Origin of the sequence: Comamonas sp. B21-038 (assembly GCF_022387135.1) — a bacterium.
Taxonomy (GTDB): domain Bacteria; phylum Pseudomonadota; class Gammaproteobacteria; order Burkholderiales; family Burkholderiaceae_C; genus Comamonas; species Comamonas sediminis.
Genome location: NZ_CP092462.1, coordinates 3,696,328 through 3,719,324, shown reverse-complemented (window position 1 = coordinate 3,719,324; position 22,997 = coordinate 3,696,328). Strand labels below are relative to the sequence as shown.

20 protein-coding genes are annotated in these 22,997 nt (G+C 66.3%); 6 read left to right on the top strand and 14 right to left on the bottom strand.

The window, feature by feature from the left end; genetic code table 11:
- Nucleotides 1-111 precede the first annotated feature (111 nt).
- From pyrC to MJ205_RS17035, 4 genes are all read left to right on the top strand, one after another.
- The gene (pyrC, locus tag MJ205_RS17050; protein WP_239809553.1) at nt 112-1,155 is read left to right on the top strand and encodes a dihydroorotase; all 1,044 of its coding nucleotides are present in this window, start codon (nt 112-114) and stop codon (nt 1,153-1,155) included.
- A gap of 20 nt (nt 1,156-1,175) precedes the next feature.
- Nucleotides 1,176-1,964 (top strand): DUF3025 domain-containing protein, encoded by a 789-nt coding sequence (locus MJ205_RS17045; RefSeq protein ID WP_239809552.1) that lies wholly within the window; start codon nt 1,176-1,178, stop codon nt 1,962-1,964.
- A gap of 100 nt (nt 1,965-2,064) precedes the next feature.
- A complete protein-coding gene (gene htpX, locus MJ205_RS17040; protein WP_239809551.1) occupies nt 2,065-2,943 on the top strand; it encodes a protease HtpX in 879 nt (292 codons plus the stop codon).
- Nucleotides 2,944-3,278: 335 nt separating this feature from the next.
- On the top strand, nt 3,279-3,638 hold the full coding sequence (locus MJ205_RS17035; protein ID WP_239809550.1) for a hypothetical protein: 360 nt from the start codon (nt 3,279-3,281) through the stop codon (nt 3,636-3,638).
- A gap of 49 nt (nt 3,639-3,687) precedes the next feature.
- Here the strand turns inward: MJ205_RS17035 and MJ205_RS17030 are convergent, their stop codons facing one another.
- From MJ205_RS17030 to MJ205_RS17010, 5 genes are all read right to left on the bottom strand, one after another.
- Nucleotides 3,688-4,272, bottom strand: coding sequence for a hypothetical protein (locus MJ205_RS17030; RefSeq protein ID WP_239809549.1), 585 nt, complete (start codon nt 4,270-4,272; stop codon nt 3,688-3,690).
- Between the two features lie 255 nt (nt 4,273-4,527).
- The gene (locus MJ205_RS17025; RefSeq protein ID WP_239809548.1) at nt 4,528-6,306 is read right to left on the bottom strand and encodes an NAD(P)/FAD-dependent oxidoreductase; all 1,779 of its coding nucleotides are present in this window, start codon (nt 6,304-6,306) and stop codon (nt 4,528-4,530) included.
- A gap of 121 nt (nt 6,307-6,427) precedes the next feature.
- Complete coding sequence (locus MJ205_RS17020) at nt 6,428-9,868, bottom strand: AAA family ATPase (RefSeq protein ID WP_239809547.1); 3,441 nt, start codon at nt 9,866-9,868, stop codon at nt 6,428-6,430.
- Nucleotides 9,865-11,103: an exonuclease subunit SbcD gene (sbcD, locus tag MJ205_RS17015; protein ID WP_239809546.1), complete on the bottom strand. Its 1,239-nt coding sequence runs from the start codon at nt 11,101-11,103 to the stop codon at nt 9,865-9,867. Before sbcD ends, MJ205_RS17020 begins: the two co-directional genes overlap by 4 nt.
- Before the next feature lie 130 nt (nt 11,104-11,233).
- A complete protein-coding gene (locus MJ205_RS17010; RefSeq protein WP_239809545.1) occupies nt 11,234-13,198 on the bottom strand; it encodes a cytochrome c/FTR1 family iron permease in 1,965 nt (654 codons plus the stop codon).
- Between the two features lie 260 nt (nt 13,199-13,458).
- On the opposite strand from MJ205_RS17010, the gene MJ205_RS17005 reads away from it, so the two are divergent.
- Nucleotides 13,459-14,049: a DUF3617 domain-containing protein gene (locus tag MJ205_RS17005; RefSeq protein ID WP_239809544.1), complete on the top strand. Its 591-nt coding sequence runs from the start codon at nt 13,459-13,461 to the stop codon at nt 14,047-14,049.
- Between the two features lie 121 nt (nt 14,050-14,170).
- Here MJ205_RS17005 and MJ205_RS17000 read toward each other — a convergent pair whose 3' ends face one another.
- The 8 genes from MJ205_RS17000 to MJ205_RS16965 form a co-directional block, all read right to left on the bottom strand.
- A complete protein-coding gene (locus MJ205_RS17000) occupies nt 14,171-14,719 on the bottom strand; it encodes a lipocalin family protein (RefSeq protein ID WP_239809543.1) in 549 nt (182 codons plus the stop codon).
- A 134-nt stretch (nt 14,720-14,853) separates the two neighbouring features.
- A complete protein-coding gene (locus MJ205_RS16995; protein ID WP_239809542.1) occupies nt 14,854-15,645 on the bottom strand; it encodes an SDR family NAD(P)-dependent oxidoreductase in 792 nt (263 codons plus the stop codon).
- Entirely contained in the window at nt 15,645-16,220 is a 576-nt protein-coding gene (locus MJ205_RS16990; protein WP_239809541.1) for a DUF3833 domain-containing protein, read from the bottom strand. Before MJ205_RS16990 ends, MJ205_RS16995 begins: the two co-directional genes overlap by 1 nt.
- Nucleotides 16,221-16,222: 2 nt before the next feature.
- The gene (locus tag MJ205_RS16985; protein WP_239809540.1) at nt 16,223-17,512 is read right to left on the bottom strand and encodes an MFS transporter; all 1,290 of its coding nucleotides are present in this window, start codon (nt 17,510-17,512) and stop codon (nt 16,223-16,225) included.
- A gap of 12 nt (nt 17,513-17,524) precedes the next feature.
- Entirely contained in the window at nt 17,525-18,094 is a 570-nt protein-coding gene (locus tag MJ205_RS16980; RefSeq protein WP_342395167.1) for a chalcone isomerase family protein, read from the bottom strand.
- On the bottom strand, nt 18,087-19,358 hold the full coding sequence (locus tag MJ205_RS16975) for an SAM-dependent methyltransferase (RefSeq protein ID WP_239809538.1): 1,272 nt from the start codon (nt 19,356-19,358) through the stop codon (nt 18,087-18,089). The genes MJ205_RS16980 and MJ205_RS16975 overlap by 8 nt, the downstream gene beginning before the upstream one ends.
- Nucleotides 19,355-20,107, bottom strand: a complete 753-nt coding sequence (locus tag MJ205_RS16970; protein ID WP_239809537.1) for a DUF1365 domain-containing protein — start codon at nt 20,105-20,107, stop codon at nt 19,355-19,357. Before MJ205_RS16970 ends, MJ205_RS16975 begins: the two co-directional genes overlap by 4 nt.
- Nucleotides 20,104-21,450 carry an NAD(P)/FAD-dependent oxidoreductase gene (locus MJ205_RS16965; protein WP_239809536.1) on the bottom strand — a complete coding sequence of 449 codons (1,347 nt, stop codon included), beginning with the start codon at nt 21,448-21,450 and terminating at the stop codon, nt 20,104-20,106. Before MJ205_RS16965 ends, MJ205_RS16970 begins: the two co-directional genes overlap by 4 nt.
- 144 nt (nt 21,451-21,594) lie before the next feature.
- On the opposite strand from MJ205_RS16965, the gene MJ205_RS16960 reads away from it, so the two are divergent.
- Nucleotides 21,595-22,251 (top strand): TetR/AcrR family transcriptional regulator, encoded by a 657-nt coding sequence (locus tag MJ205_RS16960; protein WP_239809535.1) that lies wholly within the window; start codon nt 21,595-21,597, stop codon nt 22,249-22,251.
- 61 nt (nt 22,252-22,312) lie between these two features.
- Here the strand turns inward: MJ205_RS16960 and MJ205_RS16955 are convergent, their stop codons facing one another.
- Complete coding sequence (locus MJ205_RS16955; RefSeq protein WP_239809534.1) at nt 22,313-22,804, bottom strand: nuclear transport factor 2 family protein; 492 nt, start codon at nt 22,802-22,804, stop codon at nt 22,313-22,315.
- Nucleotides 22,805-22,997 lie beyond the last annotated feature (193 nt).

The following is a 22,997-nucleotide window of genomic DNA, read 5'->3' as shown; positions in this document are numbered from 1 at the left end:
TACGCATAGAGACTGTGTACTCTATGAGCATCGACCCTTAACATTGAGTTACTTTTGCGCCATGCTCGGTCACAGCGATGACGCCCGCATGACCGGTGCGACAATGGCGGGATGAGCACCGCACCCTCCTCCATCAGCATCCTCCGACCCGACGACTGGCACATCCATCTGCGCGATGACGCCGCCCTGGCCACCACGGTGGCCCATGCGGCGCGGCAATTCGCCCGTGCCATCGTCATGCCCAACCTCAAGCCACCGGTCACGACCGCTGCGCTGGCACAGGCCTACAAGGCGCGCATCGTGGCGGCCATCCCCCAGGGCCAGAGGTTTGAGCCGCTGATGACCCTGTACCTGACGGACAAGCTCGCTCCCGAAGAGATCGTGCGTGCCAAGGCCGCCGGTGTGGTGGCCTGCAAGCTCTACCCTGCTGGCGCCACCACCAACAGTGACCACGGGGTGACCGATATCCGCAAGATCTACCCCACGTTGGAAGCGATGCAGCGCGAAGGCCTGCTGCTGTTGGTGCACGGTGAGGTGACCGGCAGTGAGGTCGACCTGTTCGACCGCGAGGCGGCCTTTATCGACCAGCACATGGTGCCGCTGCGCCGCGATTTCCCCGAACTGAAGATCGTCTTCGAGCACATCACCACACGCGAAGCGGCCCAGTACGTGACCGAGACCGACCGCTTCGTCGGCGCCACCATCACGCCCCAGCATCTGCTGTTCAACCGCAACGCCATCTTTACCGGTGGCATCCGTCCGCATTACTACTGCCTGCCGGTGCTCAAGCGCGAGGAACACCGCCTGGCGCTGGTGCAGGCCGCCACCAGCGGCAACCCCAAGTTCTTCCTGGGCACCGACAGCGCCCCGCATGCCGCCCAGCTGAAGGAGCACGCTACCGGCTGCGCGGGCTGCTACAGCGCGCATGCCGCCATCGAGATGTACGCCGAGGCCTTTGACAAGGCGGGCGCGCTGGACAAGCTCGAAGGTTTTGCCAGCCTGCATGGTGCGGATTTCTACAACCTGCCGCGCAACACCGACCGCATCACGCTGGTGCGTGAATCCTGGACCCCGCCCGAGTCCTACCCCTTTGGCCAGGCCGATCTCAAACCGCTGCGCTCGGGCGAAGCGCTGCCTTGGAAGCTGGCAGACTGAGCATTTTTGTCATTTGATGCGTGAATAACGGCCGGGCCACTGCAGACACTCCGCCCGAGCCCGGCTGGTCATCGCTGGACTGGCAGGCGCCCTGGCTGCAGCCCTACCGGGCGCTGGGCCTGCAGGTCAGCGCGCTGGAACGGCAAGGCCTGGCGATGCCCGACTTGCTCAACCGCCTGGGCGACTGCGGCCGGCGTTTTGTGCCGCAGTCGGCGCTGCCGCCAGGTGAGGCCTACGAGCGCTTCATTGCGCGCACCGGCTGCATCCCTACCCGAGAAAACATGCACGACGGGCTCAACGGCCTGGTCTGGCAGCGCTTTGCGCGCAGCAAGGCACGGCTCAACGCCATGCAGGCCCAGGCGATCGAACAGGCGGGCGGTGTGGGTGCCCGCCGGGGCCCGTTGCGCGATGCGCTGACCCTGTTCGACGAAAACGGCGCGGTGCTGCTTGCGCCCGATGCGCTGTGGCAGGCGCTGCAGCAACGCCAATGGCAGCGGCTCTTTGTCGAGCTGCGACCGCTGTGGCAGCAGGCGCAGCTCATCGTCATCGGCCATGCGCTGCTGGAAAAGCTCATCACCCCCAGAAAACCAATCACCGCGCATGTTTTTTGCCCGGCGCAGCCTTGGCCGATCGTGGACAATATCGACGAGGTCATCGCCGACGCACTGGACGCTGCGCACCTGGCGGGCAAGCCCTTCACACCGTTGCCGGTGCTGGGCATTCCGGGATGGTGCCAGGGCAACCAGCATGTTTCCTTCTACGATGACCCAGACGTATTTCGCTCGGCCCGACGGCCACAACCATCATAAGCACCCGCCGTCGCCATAAAGTGGAGGTAAGGTCTTGAATTACCAAGACATTGCCCCCAGCTACCGAGCACTGTGTTCCCCTCCTTGGAGAATCGACCCCATGAAACGAATGTTCCTTTTTCTGGCGACCAACATCGCCGTCGTTGTGGTGCTTGGCATTGTTGCCAGCCTGCTCGGTGTCAACCGCTATCTGACCGCCAATGGCCTGAACCTCGGGGCGCTGCTCGGCTTTGCCTTCATCATGGGTTTTGGCGGCGCCATCATCTCGTTGCTGATGAGCAAGCCCATTGCGAAGATGAGCATGGGCGTCAAGATCATCAACCAGCCCCAAAGCGCTGACGAGGCCTGGATTGTCGAGACCGTGCGCCGCTTCTCGGACCAGGCTGGCATCCAGATGCCCGAAGTGGGTATCTATGAAGGCGAGGCCAACGCATTTGCGACAGGCGCTTTCAAGAATTCTGCGCTGGTGGCCGTCTCCACCGGGCTGCTGCAAGGCATGACCCGTGAAGAGGTCGAGGCCGTCATCGGCCACGAGGTCGCCCACGTGGCCAATGGCGATATGGTGACGATGGCGCTGATCCAGGGCGTGATGAACACCTTTGTGGTGTTTCTCTCGCGCGTCATCGGCTATGCGGTCGATTCGTTCCTGCGCCGCAATGACGAGCAAAGCTCGGGCCCCGGCATTGGCTACATGATCACCACCATCGTGCTCGATATCGTCTTCGGCTTCCTGGCTGCCATCATCGTGGCCTGGTTCTCGCGCCAGCGCGAGTTCCGTGCCGATGCCGGTGCCGCCCGCCTGATGGGCCGCAAGCAGCCAATGATCAATGCCTTGCACCGCCTCGGCGGCATGCAGCCCGGCACCCTGCCGCAAAGCATGCAGGCCATGGGCATCACCGGCGGCTTGGGCAAGCTGTTCAGCTCGCACCCTCCGATTGAAGAGCGTGTGGCCGCGCTGCAAAACAACCAGGTGCAATAAGCCTGGGCTCGCCCCCTCACCAAAGCACTGCCTCGGCAGTGCTTTTTTTGGGGGGTGCCAAGCGGCGGATCGGGCTGCGCTGGCAGGGGCGGCCCCGCTTTTACCGCTGATTTACGCGCCGCTCACCGGGCGTTAAGGCGGCGCTCCTTCAATGGAGTTCTTGCAATGACTGGAGATGCACCATGTTGCACACTCCCACTTCTGGGGACCCTCTGCAAAACTCCCTGCCCGGGTCTGAACGCGGTCTCGGGCGATCCGCTGCGTTGTCTTCCTTGTCAATGGCTACGGCTCGACGGCCAAACACGCCTTGCGTCTCATCCCGCTTGGCGAGCGTTTTGCAGAGCATCCCGGGGCGTTCGGCTGCTTTGGGGGCCGGGGCCCTGGCGGTCGCCGCCCTGGTGACCGGCTGCGTTGTCGCACCCGCCGAGCCCTATGCCTATGGCAATCCTGCGGCGGTGGTCGTATCGGCGGAAGCGCCGCCGCCCCTGCGTTATGAGCCCGTTCCGGTAGCGGTGGCACCGATGGCGACCCAGGTCTGGATTGGCGGCTTTTGGGATTGGAGCGGAGGCCGTTATGTCTGGCGTGAAGGCCGCTGGGCGGCACCTCCGCACCATGGTGACCGCTGGGTGCCCCGTGAATGGGTGCGCGGCCCCCATGGCTGGCAGGCCCGTGGCGGACATTGGGAGCGCCGCTGAAGTGGCCTGGCAGGCCAGGCCCTGACCAGGGTCCGGTCTGCAGCGCGGCTCAGCGCATCGTGTAGTTCAGCTGAAACATCAGTGCGGACTTGCCCAGCACATTGAGCTGGCCGCCCCAGTGCTGGTTGTAGTTCCAGCCTACAGCCGGGATGGCAGTGATGCCCCAGCCGTTGCGGTTGTTGAGCGGAATCTTGCGGTGGTAGGGGTATTTGTAGCCATGGATCACGCCGCCGGTGAGCTTGAAAAACAGCTGTGGCGTGCTGGACAGCGGCTGGAACTGCCAGCCGTAATACGCGTACTGGCTGGGCTGGCCAAAGGAATTGCTGAAATAGGCAAAGCCGGCCACCTGGTGGTCATCGAGCCTTTTCTCGGCGTTGAGCAGCCATACATATTTGTGCCGCTCGTCATCGGGTTCGAAGTCACGCTCCTTCTTGGCGTTGGAGTAGTGGTAGGTGTAGGGGGAGTAACCCAAGGTCCAGCCAGACAGCACGGAGCTGTCGCTGCCATCCGGGTCATCGACGCTGGCTGCCCAGGCAGAGCCGGACAGCGCACAGAGCAGGGCCGCACACCAGCTGGCAGCACTCAGGCCAGAAGCGTTCCGGCGGGACCAGAAGGTAGAGGGGATCGCGGGCATGGGCAACCTTCAGCAACATCAGAACAATCCAAAATTCTAGGGGGCTGCGCTGGAGGTCGGGATTCGTTTGTGGCGTGCGGACCTCAAAGTTGTAAGAAGCCGTTTTTTAAGCCGTTGTTAAGCGGTACATGCCGTAAATTGTTGTCGCGTTGCGGGGCAGGGGCCTGCCCGCTGCGTGCTGCGCAGGCATGGGCCCGCGCTCCGGCCCCTCCAGCCGGCTTACACGGGCCGCAGTCAGGACGGCAGCCCCGCACGTTACAACGCGGCTCCCGAGCCGCGCGAGCCCGACGACGGCACGGGCAGCCCCAGAATGGCGCAGGCCACCGCCTCGCCCACCTTGATGCCATCGACTCCTGCGGACAGAATGCCGCCGGCATAGCTGGCGCCTTCTCCGGCCGGGTACAGGCCACGCGTGTTATCGCTCTGAAAATCAGCGCCCCGTCCGATCTTGACCGGCGACGAGGTGCGGGTCTCCACACCGGTCAGGATGGCATCGCGCATGTCATAGCCCCGGATCTTTTTGCCAAACGCAGGCAGGGCCTCGCGCATGGCCTCGATCGCGTAGGCCGGCAGGGCCTGGTGCAGGTCGCCCAGGGTGATGCCCGGCTTGTAGGAGGGCTCCACATGGCCAAAGGCCGTCGAAGGCGTGCCTGCGACAAAATCGCCCACCAGCTGGCCCGGGGCGCTGTAGTTCTGGCCACCCAGCAGATAGGCTTTCGATTCCAGCTGGCGCTGCAGCACGATGCCCGACAGCGGGTGGAAAGCGCCAGGGGCCTGCGCCTCCACGCCATAGGTCTTGCCACCAAAGGCCCAGGCAAAGCTCTCGGCATCCTGCGGGTAGTCTTCGGGGTTGATCGCGCAGACCATGCCGGCATTGGCATTGCGCTCGGCGCGGGAGTACTGGCTCATGCCATTGGTCACCACGCGCTCGGGCTCGCTGGTGGCGGCCACCACGGTGCCGCCCGGGCACATGCAAAAGCTGTAGACGGCGCGGCCATTCTTCGCATGGTGCACCAGCTTGTAGTCGGCCGCGCCCAGCAGCGGGTGGCCGGCATCCTTGCCCCAGCGTGCGCGGTCGATGACGCTTTGCGGGTGTTCGATGCGAAAGCCCACCGAGAAGGGCTTGGCCTCCATGGCCACGCCGCGCTCGTAGAACATCGCAAATGTGTCGCGCGAGCTGTGGCCCAGTGCCATCACTGCATGCCGGGTCGGCAGGGTGTAGCGCTCGCCACTCGCCTGGTCCAGTACCTGCAGGCCCACCAGCTGGCGTGCATCGCCCTCGACCAGCACATCGGTGACCTTTTGCTCAAAGCGGATCTCACCGCCCAGACGCACGATCTCCTCGCGGATGCCCTCGACCACCTTGACCAGCTTGAAGGTGCCGATGTGGGGGTGGGCGGTGAACAGGATCTCCGGCGGCGCGCCGTAGGTGACGAACTCCTGCATCACCTTGCGGCCCAGGTGGCGCGGGTCCTTGATCTGGCTGTAGAGCTTGCCATCCGAGAAGGTGCCTGCGCCGCCTTCGCCAAACTGCACATTCGATTCGGGCGTCAACCGGCGCTTGCGCCACAGCCCCCAAGTGTCCTTGGTGCGCTGGCGCACCGTCTTGCCGCGCTCCAGCACGATGGGCTTGAAGCCCATCTGCGCCAGCACCAGCGCTGCAAAAATGCCGCAGGGCCCAAAGCCCACCACCACCGGGCGATCCTGCATGTCCGCCGGCGCCTGGCCCACCGGGTGCCAGGCCATGTCGGGCGTCGGGTTCACATGCGAGTCTGCCGCAAAGCGCTGCAGCAAGGCCGCTTCCTGCGCGGGCTCTGCCAAGGTCACATCGACGATGTAGACCGCCAGCAGCTCGGACTTGCGCGCATCAAAGCTGCGCTTGTGCACCTGCAGCTGAGCAATAGCGGCGGGCTGCAGGCCCAGGCGCTGGGCGGCCAGCTGGCTGAGCGCCTCCTGGGGCGCGTATTCGGTGTGGTTGTCGGGGTGGTAGGGCACCGCCGAGAGGGGGAGTTTGAGTTCTGCAATCCGGATCATGGCTTGTACCTATCAAGCAAGGGCATGGATGGTAGCTGATATGGCCGCAGCAGGGCGGACGGGCGGGGCGCATCCCCATGGCGCAATAAGGTAAGCCCCTGGCAAACCCGCTGCCCAGCGCTCAGCGGTGGAGTTCCAGGCGCGAGTAGCCAATTCCCGCGCCCTTCTCCACCCGGATCTGCGCCGGAATGCGCTCCTTGAGCGCCTCCACATGGCTGATGATGCCGATCATCTTGCCGCTGGCGTTGAGCGTGTCCAGCGCCGTCAATGCCACTTCCAGCGTGTCGCCGTCCAGCGTACCAAAGCCCTCATCCAGGAACAGCGAATCGATCGAGGTCTTGCTGCTGACCAGGTCCGACAACGCGAGCGCCAGTGCCAGGCTGACCAGAAAGGCCTCACCCCCCGACAAGGTGCGGGTATCGCGCGCGACATCGCCTTGCCAGCTGTCGACGATATCGAGCTCCAGCTCGCCGGTGCTCTTGCGCTGCAGCAGGTAGCGGCCATGCAGACGCGCCAGATGGCCGTTGGCCAGGGCCAGCAAATGGTCCAGGGTCAGGCCCTGGGCAAACTTGCGGTACTTGTCGCCCTTGGCTGAGCCGATCAGCCCATCCAACCGTTGCCACAGCTCGCTGTCGCGCTCCTGCGCCGCGATCTGCGCCAGCAAGGCCTGCTGGCCGCTGCGGCGCTGGTCGTCATCGGCCAGGCGCGCGCGGTGGGCGCCCATGCGCTCAGCCGTCTGGTTGCGCTCTGCTTCCAAGGCCTGCCATTGCGCGTCCAGCGCCTCGGGTGTTTCAGCGGTCAGGGCCTGGGCTTGCAGTTGCTGGTGGTGTTGCGCCGCTTCCTCGGCCACCGTGCTGGCGCGTTGCAGCGCCAGCTGCAGGCCATCGCGCTGCTGGGTGAGCCGCTCCAGCTCGCCCGGTGGCAACAATGCGTGCGCAAAAGCCTGTGCATCGGCAAAGGGGCTCGCCTGCAAGCCCTGGTCCCAAGCAGCCAGCGCCAGTGCTTGTGCCGACTGCAGCTGCTCGAGTTGCTGGCCCGCTTGCCGGGTCTGGCCGTCAAGGCTGGCCAGCGCTTGGCGGGTCTGTTCCAGCAGTGCAGCGCAATCGGCCAGCGTGGCGGGCAGCGCGATGGCCGCGGCACCCGTCTGCGCCGGTGGCGGCGATTGCGCCAGGCGCTGCTGCCATTGCCGGGCCTCTTGCGCGCACTGGCTCGCCTGGAGCTGTTGCAGCCCCAGCTGCTGGGCGACGGTGTGCAGCTGCGTATGGTGCTGTTGCCACTGCTGCCATTCCTGCTGGCGGGCCTGTAACCAGGCATCGTGGCCGTCGGCGGGCGGCATCGCCAGGCCCAGCGGGGTGAGGCTGGATTGCAACGCGGCCTCGGCCGCATCGACCAGCGCTTGCACATCCGCTACAGCCTGGAGCAGGCGTTGCTGCTGGTTGCTGTTGTCTTGCTGGGTCTGCTGCAGGCGCGCTTGCGCATGCTGCGCCTCTTGCAGGCTTTGGGCCGCTGCATGGGCGCTGTCTTTGGCGCGCTGCAGTGCTTGCTCTGCAGCTTCGGCTGCGGCCAAGCCCTGTTGCAACTGGGCGGCTTGCGCGGCACGGGCTTGCTGCGCCTCTGCGAGGGTTTGCGGCTGCTGCCAGGCAGATGCAGAGATGGGCGGGACCATGGCGTTGCACAGGGTCTGCCATTGCTGTTGCCATGCATCCAGCCGTTGCTCGGCCGCCGTTAATTGGGCCTGCAGACTGGTCTGCTGATTCTGGGCCGCTGCATGCGCGGCGCTGAGCTGCTCGCCCTGGTGCTGCAGCGCTTCCAGCTCGGCCTGCGCGGTCTGCAGCGCGGCGGCGGTGGCTGATACATCGAGGGCCGCATAGGCAGCAATCGCCGGGTGCTCATGGGCGCCGCACAGGGGGCAGGCTTCGCCCGGCTGCAGGGCCTGGCGATGGGCTTCCAGGCTTTGGATGCGCTCTTCTTGCGCCAACAGGCGCTGTTTGTCGCTCACCCGCTCCTTCTGCGCTTTGTACTGGCTGCGCAGTGCGGCCAACGTGGCCTGCTGCTGGGCCAGCGGTGCGGCGCAGGCCTGCAGCGCATCGCCCAGCTGCTCTGCATCCCGCGCCAGCGGTGGGCGTTGCTGCACGTGTTGCAGCAACTGCTGCCAGGCTTGCTGGTGCTGCTGTGCGGTCTGCCAGTGGCTGCGCAACTGGCCCAGGCTGCCGCCATAGGGCGCCAGGCGGCTTTGTAGTGCGGTCTGCGCCTCGTGCACTGCGGCATCTGCCTGCTGCTGCACGGCTTGGGCCTGTTGCAGATGGGTGGCCTGTGCCGCCATCTGCTGCTGCAGCAACTGGCCTTGTTCCCGGGCTTGCTGCAGCATGGCTTGCTCTTTCGCCAACTGGCGCTGCTGCTGCTGGCGCTGCGCCAGCTGCTCGCGCCAGCCGCTCAGCTGGTCGCCCAGCGCGGCAAGGGCCTGGTGCTGCTGCAGCCAGTGCTGCAGATCGCTCTGCTGGTTTTGCAGCTGCTGGAGTGCCTGCTCGGCCTGCTGCTGGGCATGCAGCGCCAGCGTGCTGGCATGCTGTTGCAGCTGCCACTGGCGGCTGTGGGCATCGGCCAGACGGCCCTGCAAGGGGGCCAGTACGGCCTGGCCTGCAGTAGTGGCCGCTTGCGCCTGCTGCCAGGCTGCATGCAGTGGAGCAATCGCCTGCGCAGGCCCATGGGCCTGCAGACGCTCCAGATCGGGGGTGGCAGCCTGCAGTTCTTGCTGGGCTTGTTGCAGGCGCACCTGGGCCTGTTGCTGTGCCTGCGCCGCTTGTGCGGTTTGCTGCTGCCAGTGCTGCAGGGCTTGCAGCGCGGCATGGCGGGTTTGCAGTGTGGCCAGTGCATCCTGCAGTCGCTGTGCGTCGGCCTGCAATTGCGCGCGCTCGGCCTCGGGCAGCAGCTGCACAGCGCCCGCCTGGGCCTTGTCACGCTCCAGCGCCTGGCGGGCATCGCGGGCGCGCTCAAACACGGTTTGCGATATCTGGCTGTAGATGTCGGTGCCGGTCAGCTCCTCGAGCAGCTCGGCGCGCTCATTCGCCTTGGCCTCCAAAAAGGCCGCAAACCCGCCCTGGGCCAGCAGCATCGATTTGGTAAAGCGCTGAAAATCCAGCCCGGTGATCTCGGTCATCTGGCGCAGTTTGTCGCTGCTGTGGGTGCTCAGGATTTCGCCATCGGCCACGCGCGCCAGCTCTACCCTGGGCCCTTGCAGCGCGCCGCTGGCCTTGTCGCGGGCACGGCGCTGGCTCCAGAAGGCGCGGTAGACGGTGCCCTTGACCTCGAACTCCACCTCGGCCAGGCAGTCGGCCGTGTGGCGCGTCATCAGGTCGTTGCTGCCGGCGCTGATGCTCGCCAGCCGGGGTGTCTGGTGGTAGAGCGCCAGGCAGATCGCATCGAGCAAGGTCGATTTGCCGGCACCCGTCGGGCCGGTGATCGCAAACAGGCTGTTGTCGGCAAAGGGCGCTGCGGTGAAATCGATGCGCCACTCGCCTTTGAGCGAGTTCAGATTCTTGAGGCGCAGGCTGCGTATCTTCATAGCGGCTCCCCGCTGGGGTTGGCCAGCGACTGCAGCACGCTCTGGTAGCGCGTGGTCAGCGCCTGCTGCAGCTCGGCGTCCATGGTTTCCAGCGCCAGGCGGCGCTCGAACACCTGTGCAGGGGTCAGCGCATCCAGCGCCTCGACGGCCGGGCCGCTCCACTGTGCTGCTGCCCGACCGCGCAGCCTTTTGACCCGCAGCAGCTGCAGCGGCAAGCCGTCGGCGAGTGCCTGCACGCGCAGCGGCAGGTCGGCCAGGTAGTCATCTTCTTCGATCGTGATGTCCAGCCACACCTTTTTGTCGGCCCGGGCCAGCGCAGTGGCTTGCTCGAGCGCGGCGGGCAAGGCCGCCAGGCTGCTGCGCAATGCCATCATGGGCTGGAACACCGGCACAGGCAGGGCTGTCACCGACTGCAGCCCTGGTGCGCCCAGTTCCACCAGCAGCATCTGTTTGGTCTGGCGCGCCTCGTCAAAACCCAGCGCGATGGGCGAGCCGCTGTAGCGGATGTGCGCCAGCCCGCCCACTGTCTGCGGCTGGTGGATATGGCCCAGCGCGATGTAGTCCACCGGCGGAAAGGCCTGGGTCGGAAAGGCCTCCAGCGCGCCGACATAGATCTCGCGCACCGATTCGCTGCTGCTCGCGCCCACGGTGGTGAGGTGGCCGGTGGCAATGATGGGCAACTGCCGCCCCAGGCTGGCCTGCAGCGCCGCCTGCTGCTGCAGTGCCGCCGCATACACCTGCTGGTAGGTGGCCTGTATCACCTGCTGCAAGGCCAGCTGTTTGTCCTGCGCGCTTTGCTCGGCCTGGCTTTGCAGCACATCGCGGGGGCGGATGAAGGGCAGCGCGCAGACGATGCAGCCAGGGGTGCCATCGCGCAGCGGCAGGATGCGCACATGCTGCTCGGCAGCGCCGGTGGCGGCAATCACCTGGGTGCCCAGCGCTTGGAGCAGTCCCTGGCTCTCTTCCAGCACCGCGACCGAGTCATGGTTGCCGCCCAGCACCAGCAGCGCGACACCGGCCTGGTGCAGGCGCGCGACCAGGCGGTTGTAGAGCGCGCGGGCGTAGCTGGGTGGCGCGCCGGTGTCAAAGATATCGCCTGCCATCAGCACCGCATCGGCGGCTTGCGCCGCCACCTGTTCCAGCAGCCAGTCGATCAGCGCACTGTGCTCTGCCTGGCGGCTTTGGCCCATGAAATGCTGGCCCAGATGCCAGTCCGAGGTGTGAATGATGCGCATGGTCGGGGGAGGGGGTGGAGAGATCGCGGGAACCCTGCCGATGGTAGTCGCTGCGCGCCGCGCCGGTCAAAGAAAAAGACCTCGCCCCGGTCTGCACCCGGGCGAGGTCTGGCAGCCGATGAGGCGGTGCTTACTTCTGGACGCCCAGCGCCTTGCGCGCCGCAGCGCGGTTGTAGGCAAAGCCAAACACCACCAGCGCCAGCACCAGGGCCTGGGCCAGCATGGTCTCCACCGTGGGGAACATGCCCAGCAGCTCGATGCGGGGCGCGGCCAGCGGCGTGGCGCTGACCCAGCCAGCCTCTTGCAGCGAGGACACGCCCTTGCCCATCAGCACGACGGCCAGCACGGCCACCAGGATCGAGGTGGCCGAGAAGAAGCGGCCCACGGGCATGCGGGCACTGGTGCGCAGCAGCACCAAGGCTATCACCGCCAGGATCGCCACCGCAGCCAGGCCGCCGCCCAGCAAGGCGGCGTGGTGACCGTCCGAGGCCAGGGCCGAGAAGAACAGCACGGTCTCGAACACCTCACGGTAAACGGAGATAAAGGCCAGCGCAAACAGGCCCCACATGGAGCCCTGGCCCATGCTGGCCGAGAGCTTTTCGCTCAAATAGCTTTGCCAGCGGCCGGCGCTGCTCTTGCTGTGCATCCACAGGCCCACGCTCAGCAGCACCAGCGCCGCCACGACCGAGCCCAGGCCCTCGGTCACCTCGCGGCTGGCGCCGCTGATCTCCACCAGGTAGGTGGCGGCGGCCCAGGTCAGGCCGCCGGCGACCAGGGCCGAGCTCCAGCCGGCATGCACATAGCGCAGCGCATCCTGGCGGCCGGCCTTGCGCAGCAGCGCCACCATGCCGATGACGATCAGCAAGGCCTCCAGCCCTTCGCGCAGCAAGATGGTGAGCGCGCCGACAAAGGTGGCGGTGGCGTCCGACGCGCCTGCGTTCAGCTCGGCCTCGACCTGGTCAAACATGGTCTGCAACTGCCCGGCAGCGGCCTCGGCCTGCTGCAGCGTGCCGCTGGCCACCGTGGCACGGTACTGCACCATGGCCGATTCGACCTGGGTCATCAAGGCCTTGTTGCGCGCGGCAATGGTGGGCTCCAGCGGCTCAAAGCCGTCCAGGTAGGCGGACAGGGCCAGCTTCATCGCCTGGTTGCGGTCACCGGCCTTGAGGGCCACCAGGCTTTGCGCGAGGCGCTGGCGTGACAGCGCCACGCCGCTGGCCTTGCCTTCGCTGACGACCTCGGGGTTGGCGCGCAGATAGGCCAGTACCGCGCGGGCCTGTTCGATCGGCATGGCCGGAGTCAGGCTTTGCGCGGTGGTGGTGCTGAGGGCGGCCAGATCGGCAAAGCGGGCGCGCAGGCCTGCATCGCTCTGCCACAGCGCCTTGCCGGTGGCGCGCAGTTCGTCGTTGTACGACAGGCCGCCGACAAAGTAGGCCAGTGCCCAGCGGTCGTCGTCGGGCAGTGCGCCAAAGGCCACCATCGACGTGCCTTCCACGCCTTGCGAGGTCACCTGGTACAAGGCCATCAGGCTGCGGGCATTGGCGCGCTGGGCATCGCTGAACGCAATCGGCTGCGGATCCAGACCTTGCGCCGCAGGGCCATCGCCGCCGCCGCTGGCGCCATGGCAGCTTGCACAGATTTGCTGAAAGAGCTGAGAGCCTTTTTTTATATCGGGAGCCTTCGCCGGGGAGACGGGCATCGGGTAGGCCGCCACCAGCAACTGGGCCGCCTGGTGGGCCAGCTGGGCCACCTCATCGGCAGATGCCTTGGCCTGCACAGCCGCACGCAGTTGGCCGACCAGGGCCGTCACCCGGGCCTTGTCGGCATGCGCAGGCAGGGCCCCCGCCTGCTGCAGCGCATTGGCGCTGAAGTCCAGCATCTCGGCATATTCGCCCTCGCTGGCGATCTGGCCGTTTTCGACCGCGCCACCGTAGTCCACGGCGACATAGTCCAGCAACTGCCAGAGCTGGCGGGCGTCGGTGGCTTCGGGAGCCGTGGTGGTCGCTGCAGGCGCCGCAGCGGGCGTTTGGGCAAGGGCAGGGCCGCTGAGCAAACCGGCCAGCAGCGCCAGTGTCCAGCTGAATGAAGAACGCATGGAATGTTATGAATAAGAATTATTCGCGGTATTTTATGCTTGTTTACATTCTGTACTGCCGCAGTCGCCCAGCGGGGCGGAAGCGCCAGAACGGCTCTGCAGACCGGCTCGGCGCGTGTGGTGGGGCGCTGCTGGAAACGCAATTGGTAACCATTTCTACGCCTTGGATCGATACACTGCGGCCACGCGCTTGTGCTCATGGGGAGGGCAACGCGTCGCACGCCGCATGCCCGTGCCGTGCCGCAATGAGGAGATACAACATGGAAAAACTAACAGGAATGGCCGTCGTGGCCGTGGTCGTGTGTGCCGGACTGATCGGCTGCAGCAAGAAGGAAGACACGCCCAGCAGCCCGCCAGCAGCCGCTCCGGCAGCGGCGCCTGCTGCAGCCCCGGCTCCGGCACCCGCTGCGGCGGCACCCAAGGTACAGCCGGGCAAGTGGCAGGCCATCACTGAGATGAGTGGCCCCATGGGCCAGCAGGCGCTGGCCGGCATGGAGCAGGCCTTCAAGACCATGACACCAGAGCAGAAGAAGGCCGCCAACCTGGACAATGCCAAGGTCGAAGGCGGCAAGCTGGTGCAAGAGATGTGCATCACCCCCGAGATGGCGGGCAAGACCTTGCAATCGCTTGCCGATGCGCAGTTGAAGAACATGCCCGGCTGCAGCCCCGCCGACGTCAAGAGCGATGGCAACAAGGAATCGATGCGCTTTAGCTGCGGCGACGGCAAGATGAGCATGGACCTTGAGGCCGTCTACGTCTCGCCCACCGAGAACACCGTCACCAGCAAGATGGACATGGGCGGTCAGGGGATGACCACCACGGTGACCAGCAAGCGCGTGGGCGACTGCTGATAGAGAGGCTCGTGCGCCGCTGCTTGGGCGGTGGCGCGGGGGGCTTTTGAATGTAAGAACGCAGCCTGGGGCTGCGTTTTTTATGGGCGCCCATGAACAGGGGCAATCCATCCAGGCACGGTTACTGCTCCACCCGTATCACCTGCGCCAAATCGACACCCAGCGACTGCGCTTTCTCAAGCAGGGCTTGCCGTTGGGCCTCCGCAATGGTCTTGCTGCGCGAGAGGATCCAGACGTAATCGACGCTGCTGCCGATGACCAAGGCGGTCTGGTACTGGTCATCGAGGCTGACCACGTTGTAGCCGCCGTAGAAAGGGCCGAAGAACGAGACCTTCAACGCAGCCTCATCGGCCTGGCGCAGGAAGCGTGCCTTGCCTTGGGCCTCCCTCCACTGCTGCTTGACAGGGTCATAGCCGCGGTTCAGCACGGTCACGCTGCCATCGGCATTGAGGCTGTAGGTGGCAGTCACCTGGGTCAGGCCCTTTTCAAAGCGGTGGTCAATGCGTGCCAGCTCATACCAGGTGCCCATGTATTTGCTGGCGTCAAAGTTGCTGACCGGCTGAACACCTGGGGGAACGGAAACGGCGCAACCGGGCAGCGCGACGGCAGTGCCGGTGATGACCAGCGCCATGGCCGTGGCGCGGATGAGAGCGCTTGTGCAGAAAGGCATCGTAGATTTCCTTTTGTGTCTAGGGCAGGGCCAAACGGGAGAAGTGGATGAACAGGTCTGCTGCAAGACTGGCCCACTGCGGGGCTACCGGCAATGGGCGCGCATGCCGTGCTGCTGTCGTCCCAGCCCCCGCATCAGGCCTTGGTGATGCGGCGCACGCTGGCAAAGTACCAGCGGTCGGGCAGGCAGCGCAGCAGCCGCATCCAGCGGGTAAAGCGGCGGGGGAAGTTCATCTCAAACTGTCCGCGCGCCCAGCCTTGCAGAATGTGCTGCGCCGCTTCGGCGGAGCTGATCAGTGCCGGCATCCGGAAGCTGTTCTGGGCGGTCAGCGGGGTCTCGACAAAGCCGGGGTTGATGATGGACACGCCCAGCCCTTGGGGGTGCAGGTCGAGGTAGAGGTTTTCTGCCAGGTTGTTGAGCGCCGCCTTGGTGGGGCCATAGGCCAGCGACATCGGCAGCCCCCGGTAGCCTGCGACACTGCCAACCAGCGCGATATGGCCTTGCCCCGCCTGCAACAGCATCGGAAGCACGGCGTCCAGCACATGGAGCACGCCGACATAGTTGACCGCCAGATGTTTCTGCATCTCTTCGAGGTCGAATGCGGTGGCGCGCAGTGGCCGGTAATAGCCTGCACAGTACAGCACCAGGTCGGGCGCAGCACCTAAGGCGGTATGCACGGCTTGCGCGGCTGCGGCCACTGTGCCTGGCTGGCTCACATCCAGCGCCAGTGCCAGGCAGCCAGGGCGGCTGTTGGCAAAGTCCTGCAGCGCTGCGCCATCCCGGGCCGATACGACGACGCGCGCGCCCCGTGCATGCAGCGCCTCCGCCGTGGCCCGGCCAATGCCGGTGGAGGCACCAATCACCCAAGCGGATCGGCCTTGCCAGTCGGGCATCGGCAGATTGAGCCTGGCTTGCAGCAGCGGCATTATCCCGGCTCCTTGGTGAATGCAATGGTCAGATCGCCCAGGTGGATACCGAACTTGCTCATCGCGGTGCGGTTGAGCATCGTGCGCCCGTCCATCAGGTACATCCAGTCGTCCATCCGTACGTTCCAGACCCTTCCGTTCACCGGCAAGGCCAGCACGTAGTTCCAGTGCAGCGCGTTGCCGGCAGCCTGGCCCGTGGCCGGGCCGACCACATCCCCTGCCTGGCCGCTATAGCGCCCTTCACCCAGGTACTGGATGTGCCAGGTGCGCTCCTGCGTCGTGCCATCGCTGTAGACAAAGTGCTCTTCCAGCACGCCGTCATTGCCCGTCCACCTGCCGGTCATGTGCACGGTAAAGCGCTTGACCACCTTGCCCTGGCGGTCGGTGAACATGCCATGCGCCGTGAGCGGGCCGTTGAAGTACTGGCGCAGGTCCAGCGCCGGGCGCTCCTGGGCGTAGTCTTCGACCGGGGGGCTGGCGCAGGCGCTCAGCACAGCGATCGTGCCGACCAAGGCCAGGCCGATTCCGGCGCGCCGCAGGGTCAGGAACCGGTGGGTGCAGGGTGGGGATGTCATCATTACCTCCAGGAGGGTTGCAGGCGTTCAGCGCGCCAGAGTGAGGCCAGGGCCAACAACTTGAGCAGGCAGGGCAGACCGCCATAGGCCCAGGCCAGCGCCTGTAGACCGGCGGGGGCGGTGCTGCCGCTGTGGTAGCCCGCAATGGCGAGCAGCGGCAGGCACAACCCGGCGGCGAGAGCCAGGTTGAGCTTGGTGGCGCAGGCCCACCAGCCCAGGTAACGCCCGTCGCCGGATCCCCCATGGCCAGATTCGTGGATCACACCGGTCAGCAGCGCACCAGGCACCGCCAGGTCTGCGCCCAGCGCCAGGCCGCTGGCGATGCAGATGGCGGCAAAGGCCCAGGCATCCCCCGCGCCCAGCAGGGACGCCGAGAAAAATGCAATGACGCTGGCCAGCATGCCGGCGCGCCAGCTGGGCGCCAGGCCCCAGCGGGCAACGGCTTTCACCCACAGCGGCAGCCCAAGGGCTGCAGCGGCGAAGTAGCACAGCAAGAACAGCGGCAGCAGCTCGGGCGCCTGGAGCCGGTCCACGACAAAGAAAGGCAAGAGCGTGGCCGGTATGGCCGCCGCAATGCCGTTGAGCATGAAGACCGACAGCAGCCGGCGAAAGGCGGCATCGCGCCACGGCGAGGCCTGGGGCAGGCTACCGCGCGGTGCGGCCCGTGCAACCGCATCTGCAGCGCCCGCGCGCGGATCGCGCAGCCGGTACAAGCCCAGCAAACCCAGGCCCAGCGCGGCCAGCAGCACCGCACTGGTCGCATCCATGCCCAGCAGGCTGGGCAAGACGCTGGCCGTGAGTACGCCCACCAACGTGGCGCCCTCGCGCCAGGCAGTCACCTGGGTGCGCCAGGCTGCCTGGCCGCCCCAGCGGGTGCCCCAGGTCTGGTGCAGGATGGCAACCGCGCTGTAAGCCAAGGTGCTCAGCAGCAGGCAGGCTGCGAGCCAGCCCAGCATCTGGACCGGGTGGCTGGCGGGCGGGTGCCATAGCGCAAAAAACCCCAGGGCCATGGCCAGACTGCCCAGTGCCGCCGCCAGCCAGGCGGCACCTCGCCCGCGCTGCAGCAGGCGGTCTGCCAGGCGGCCCAGCGCCGGGTCCAGCAGTGCATCAAAGGCCCGGGTGGCGAGCAGCACGGCCCCCAAGCCGGCCAGTGGCGCACCGGCCTCGGCCGCGTAGTAGTGGGGCAGGGTCACATACAACGGCAGCGATACAAAGGCCAGCGGTGCAGCCAGCGCGCCATAGGCCAGCCCCGTGCGCCAGGAAAGCGCTTGCTGAACCGGGATGGCATGCATCGCGGACCGTCCTCAGCTTTGGCCCAGCAGCGCAGCGCGCAGTGCCGGTGCGCTGGTTTGCTCCGACAGCCAGATGCCAAAGAACAGGCGCGCGTACAGCGCATCGTCAATGGCGGCGGTCTCGCGCCCGTTGTGCAGGAAGACGACCTTGCCTGTGCCGTCGTTCAGGCCCAGCAGGCGGTCCTGCGCCGCCACATTGGGAAAGGCCTGCTTCATCATGCGCAGCCACTGGCGGGCCTGGTCCTCCGAGAAGGGCGCCACCCGGCGCATCTCGGCAATGGAGCGCTCCGCAATGGCCTCACCCTCAAGCTTGCGGTCGTAGACCAGCTCCAGCGCAAAAGGCTGGCGTGTGTAGTCCTGCGGGTTGAAGCCGGCAGGCGCCCACAGCCGCGCCTCGTAGACCCGCAGTCCAAAAAACCGCAGCACACCGGTGCCGACCAGGCGCGCGCCGGGCAAGGCGGTGCCCAGCTCGGCAGGGATGGCAGGTGTGGCAGCGAGGAGGTCGTGGGTCATGGCAGTGGTGGAAAGAGCAACAAGGCTGGCGCCCCAGCACAGGGTTTGGCGTCGGCGCAGGTCAAGCATGGTCGGGCCTGCGCAACGTGAACTGGACCACATCGGTATTGCCCATGTCGAACGATGCCTCGCAGTAAGCGAGGTAGAAGCGCCAGATACGGATGAAACGCTCGTCAAAGCCCTGGTCCCGGACGGCATCGAGCTGGCGCTCGAAAGCGTCGCGCCAGCGCCTCAGCGTCTCGGCATAGTCGCTGCCAAAATGCAGCTTGTGTTCCACGACCAGTCCGGCCCGCAGCGCCTCCTGCTCAAAGGCTTCGGTGCTGGGCAGCAGCCCCCCGGGAAAGATGTACTGCTGGATGAAGTCGGTCGAGTGCAGGTAACGTGCAAACAGGTCGTTGCGCAAAGTGATCGACTGCACGCAGGCCCGGCCGCCGGGCTTGAGGCACTGGCGCAGCGTCTGGAAGTAGCTGCCCCAGTATTCATGCCCCACGGCTTCAAACATCTCGATGGACACGATGGCATCAAAGGGTTGCGCCTGGTGCTCGGCCGCCAGGTCGCGGTAATCCTGGTAGCGCAGATCGACCTGATGCGCCAGTCCCGCATCGGCGATGCGCTGCCGTCCCCACAGCAGCTGTTCGCGCGACAGCGTCACACCGGTGACCTGCGCACCAAATCCCTCGGCTGCCATCTGCGCCAAGCCGCCCCATCCACACCCGATCTCCAGCAGGCGCTGGCCCGGCTGCAGTCCGGTTTGCCGCAGCGCCTGCCGCATCTTGGCATCCTGGGCCTGGCCCAGGTCGGCCTGGGCCCGTGCCGGGGCGTCGCGCCCGACAAACCAGGCTGCGCTGTAGCTCATGCCCGGATCGAGAAACAGGCGGTAGAAGTCATTGCCCAGGTCATAGTGGGCATGGATGTTTCTGGCACTGCCCGCTCGCGTATTGCGGCGCAGCAGGTGGCGCAGCCGAAAGCCCAGCCGCCCCCACCAGCTGCCGTACACCAGCTGCTCCAGGTGATCACGGTTGGCGATGCACAGGCGCAGCAGCGCGCTGAGGTCCGGACTGTCCCATTGGCCGTCGATATAGCCTTCGGCCAATCCTATGTCGCCCGAGCGCTGAACGCGGTCCAGCGCATCCCAGTCGTGGATGACGCAGCGTGCATCGGCCTGGGCTGTGGCCTGCTGGCGGAAGTGCCGCACCCGCCCATCGGGCAGTTGCAGGTCCAGCTGGCCGCGGGGCAGATGTTCCAGCAGCTGCAGCACCTGGCGCGCGCTGCGGGGGGTGGAGCGTCCGGCTGGGGCGGACGGGCTCGGCAGGGGTGCAGTGGTGGAGTTCATCGTGTGACGAGGCTCTTGGGCTCGGAGGGTTTGCGGTGGAAAGGCAGGCGTTTGCACCAAAGGCGCAGCGCCTGCCAGTGGATGCGGAACACGACGCCCCAGGTCATCAAGGGCATGCCCCAGAATGCGCGCCGCACGGTGGCGCGGGTCAACGGCTGCAGCGTGCCTGCGACGCCGGTGCGCAGCAGCGGCCCCGCCTCGTCATGCAGATCGACCTGCACCAGGTTGCGGCTGTCGCTGCGCACAAAGCGGAAGCGGTACTCGCCCTGCACCTTGCAAAACGGCGACACATGGAAGCACTTGGCCGCGACCTGTTCTGTTCCCCAGGCCAGATCGGGCCCGGCCAGCAGGTAGGCATGGCGTTCGCCAAAGGTGTTGTTGACCTCGGCCAGCACTGCGGCCAGCGAGCCATCGGCGCGGTGCGCATACCAGAAGCTGACGGGTTTGAACGCATAGCCCAGCACACGCGGGAAGGTGTGCAGCCAGACCTCGCCGACCGCGTCCCCGATGCCTTCCTGCTGCAGCAGCTGGTCAAACCAGGCCAGGCAGTCCGCACTGCCGTCGCCATGGTCGCAGTCACGAAAGCTGATCGCCGCGCGCCGGTTGCGGCGCAGCACCGCATCGGGCTGGTCGCGCAAGCTGCGCAAAGGCAGCAGCAGGAAGTACCCGGGGTAGCGGAAGGCATGCACCACCGGGCGCAAGCGCTGGTGCCAGATGTGGCCAAAGCCGATCAGCGAGCGGTTGCTCATGCAGCCTCCTCCAGCATAGGTGCTTGCACGGCTGGCGCTGCGCCGGCCAGCGACTGGCACAGGCTCTCAGCGGCCGCCAGGCCGGACCGCAGTCCGTCCTCGTGGAAGCCATAGCCGCACCAGGCACCGCAATACCAGGTGCTCAGCTGGCCCTGCAGTTGGGGCAGCTGGCGCTGGGCCAGGATGGCCGCCTGGTCAAACACCGGGTGGCTGTAGTGGATGCGGGCATGTACCTGGTCTGCGGCAATCGGGCGTGCCGGGTTGAGCGACACCAGCACCGGCTGCTGCCAAGGCAGGGGCTGGAGCTGGTTGATCAGGTAGTGCAGGCAGACGCCCGCCTGCTCCGCGCTGGAGGCGGCTGCGCGCTCGTAGTTCCATGCGGCCCAGGCCGCCCGGCGCTGGGGCAGCACGCTGCTGTCGGTATGCAGGACCGCCTCGTTGGGCTGGTAGCGGATGCTGCCGAGCACCGCGCGTTCAGCGGCCGTCGCGCCGTCGCCCAGCAGCTGCAAGGCCTGGTCGCTGTGGCAGGCCAGAACCACGGCATCAAACCATTCGGCGCCCTGGGCCATCTGTACCATGACGCCCTGTGGGTGGCGCTGCAGGCCGAGCACCGGCGTGTTCAGCCGCGCCTCGTGGCGGCCATCCTGCGTGAATCGGGCCAGCAGGCGGCGCACATACTGGCGCGAGCCTGCGCGCACGCTGTACCACTGCGGCCGGTCCCGCACCTGGATCAGGCCGTGGTTGTGGCAGAAGCGGATCATCGTGGCGACGGGGAAGCGCAGCATCTGGTCCGTCGGGCAGGACCAGATGCAGCCCAGCATCGGCAGCAGGTAGTCGCTGCGGAACGCCTCAGAGAAGCGGTGCTGGTCCAGGAATGCAGCGATCGGTGCGGTCATCTCTGCCTCGGCCTGGCGCTCGGCGATCCCGGTGGTCAGGCGGTTGAAGCGGGCGATGTCCTGCAGCATGCCCCAGAAACGCGGGCGCAGCAGGTTGCGTTTTTGGGCAAACACGCTGGCCAGGGACCGGCCGCTCCACTCCAGCGCGGATGCCCCGTTGGCACCGGGCACCTGGACGGAGAACGACATCTCCGAGGCGACCGTATCGACATCCAGGTCTTGGAAGAGCTGGGTCAGCAAGGGGTAGGTGCGGTGGTTGAACACCAGAAAGCCGGTGTCCACGCCGTGCGTGATGCCGTTCAGGCGCAGGTCCACCGTGTTGGCATGGCCGCCGAAATGGCTGCCGCCCTCCAGCAGGCAGACCCGGTGCGATGTCTGCGAGCGGGCCAGGTGGGCGGCAGCGGCCAGCCCAGAGATGCCCGATCCGATGACAGCGATGCGTTGCATGAAAGGCCCCTTGTAGATACGACAGCCAAACGTTTGAACCTCAAAGATCAATTGTTGAACTGATGAGTTCACACTATAAACCACAAATATCAAATTTGCACCATTTAGTTTTCTTCCTGACCTTCGACGTCATAAAATGGCGGCATGAATGCTCGGTCTGCCATCAAGGAACAAATACAGCGTGTGCGTGAAGAGGCCATCGTGACGGCGGTCAACCGGCTGCTCGCGACCAAGGGCTACGACGCGATGACCGTCGACGAGGTGGCGGCGGAAGCGGGCATGGCCAAGGCCAGTCTCTACAAGCTGTTCACGTCGAAGGAGGAATTGGCCGGCGCTGCGATGGTCGGGGTGCTGGACCGCGCGTTGGCCTTTGTCGATGGCTTGCGCAGTGCGGCCGAAGAGGCGGCGGAGTCCGGCCAGCCCATTGGGGCACTGGAGCAGTTGAAGGCGGTGGTGCGCTGGGCCATGCGCACCCAGCTGGAAGGGCAAATGCCCTCGCTGCCGGCGCAAAACTCCAACCTCAGCGCGTCGCTGCAATCCAACGATGCCTACATGGACCGCCTCATTGCGCTGAGCAACCGGCTCAGCATCTGGATCACCGAGGCCCAGACCGGCGGCCAACTGCCAGCGGCCTTGCCTGCCGAGCTGGTGCTCTATACCTTGTTTGCGCGTGCCTGCGATCCGGTGCTGGGCCTGCTCAACGACTCGGGCCAGTACACCCATGACCAGATCATTGACTGGGTGACCGGGACCACCTTTGACGGCCTGACGGGCGCAGCCGCTGCACCTGGCCTGCGCTGAGGCGGGCGCGTCTGCGGCGCTGCCGTCCGCACCGCACTCGGCACGGCACGCCGCGCACCGGTCACGCGCCGCCCGGCGGACCGCCCGCGTTGGCCGCTGGCGCCGAGCCACTGCGTCGCAGCCAGCGCATCAGCACGCCCAGTGCCGGCAATTTCTCATACACCTCTTCGGCGGTATCCCAGTAATCGCGGTGGTGTGAGACGCGCCCCTGGGCATCCAGGCTCAGCCACGACACACCCCTTATGCACTGCGCCACTTGGGGGCGCCAGCGCTGGAAGCGAAAGTGGAATTCCCATTCCAGCGCTGCGCTGCGGTCCCGCGCCAGTGTGCGTGTGATGACAAAGCGCGGCTCCTGCAAGGCCGCAAACATATGCACAAAGATGGCGGTGATGGCGGGCACGCCGCGCACCGCGTTGAATGGATCCTTGAAGAAGGCATCCGCCGCATAGTAGTCGCCCAGCCTGTCGAGATCGGAAGGCGCGAGCTGCTGATAGAACTGCGCCAGCCGCTGTACGGCTGCCTCGGGGTCGGGCATCGAAGAGAGATCGGTCATCGGGCAGGCTTTCTGTGGGGCTGGCGCGCTAAGGCAAGACTGCAAGCTTAAGACATGCCGCAGCATCTGGGGCGGGCGCTGGCGCGGATCGGATGTCAGTGGCCGCCGGATGCGCAGGGCGGGCCGGATGCGGGTGGCGCCTTGGTGGGGGGAGCTGTGGACCGTGTGGCTGCATCTGCTGCCGCCTTTTGGC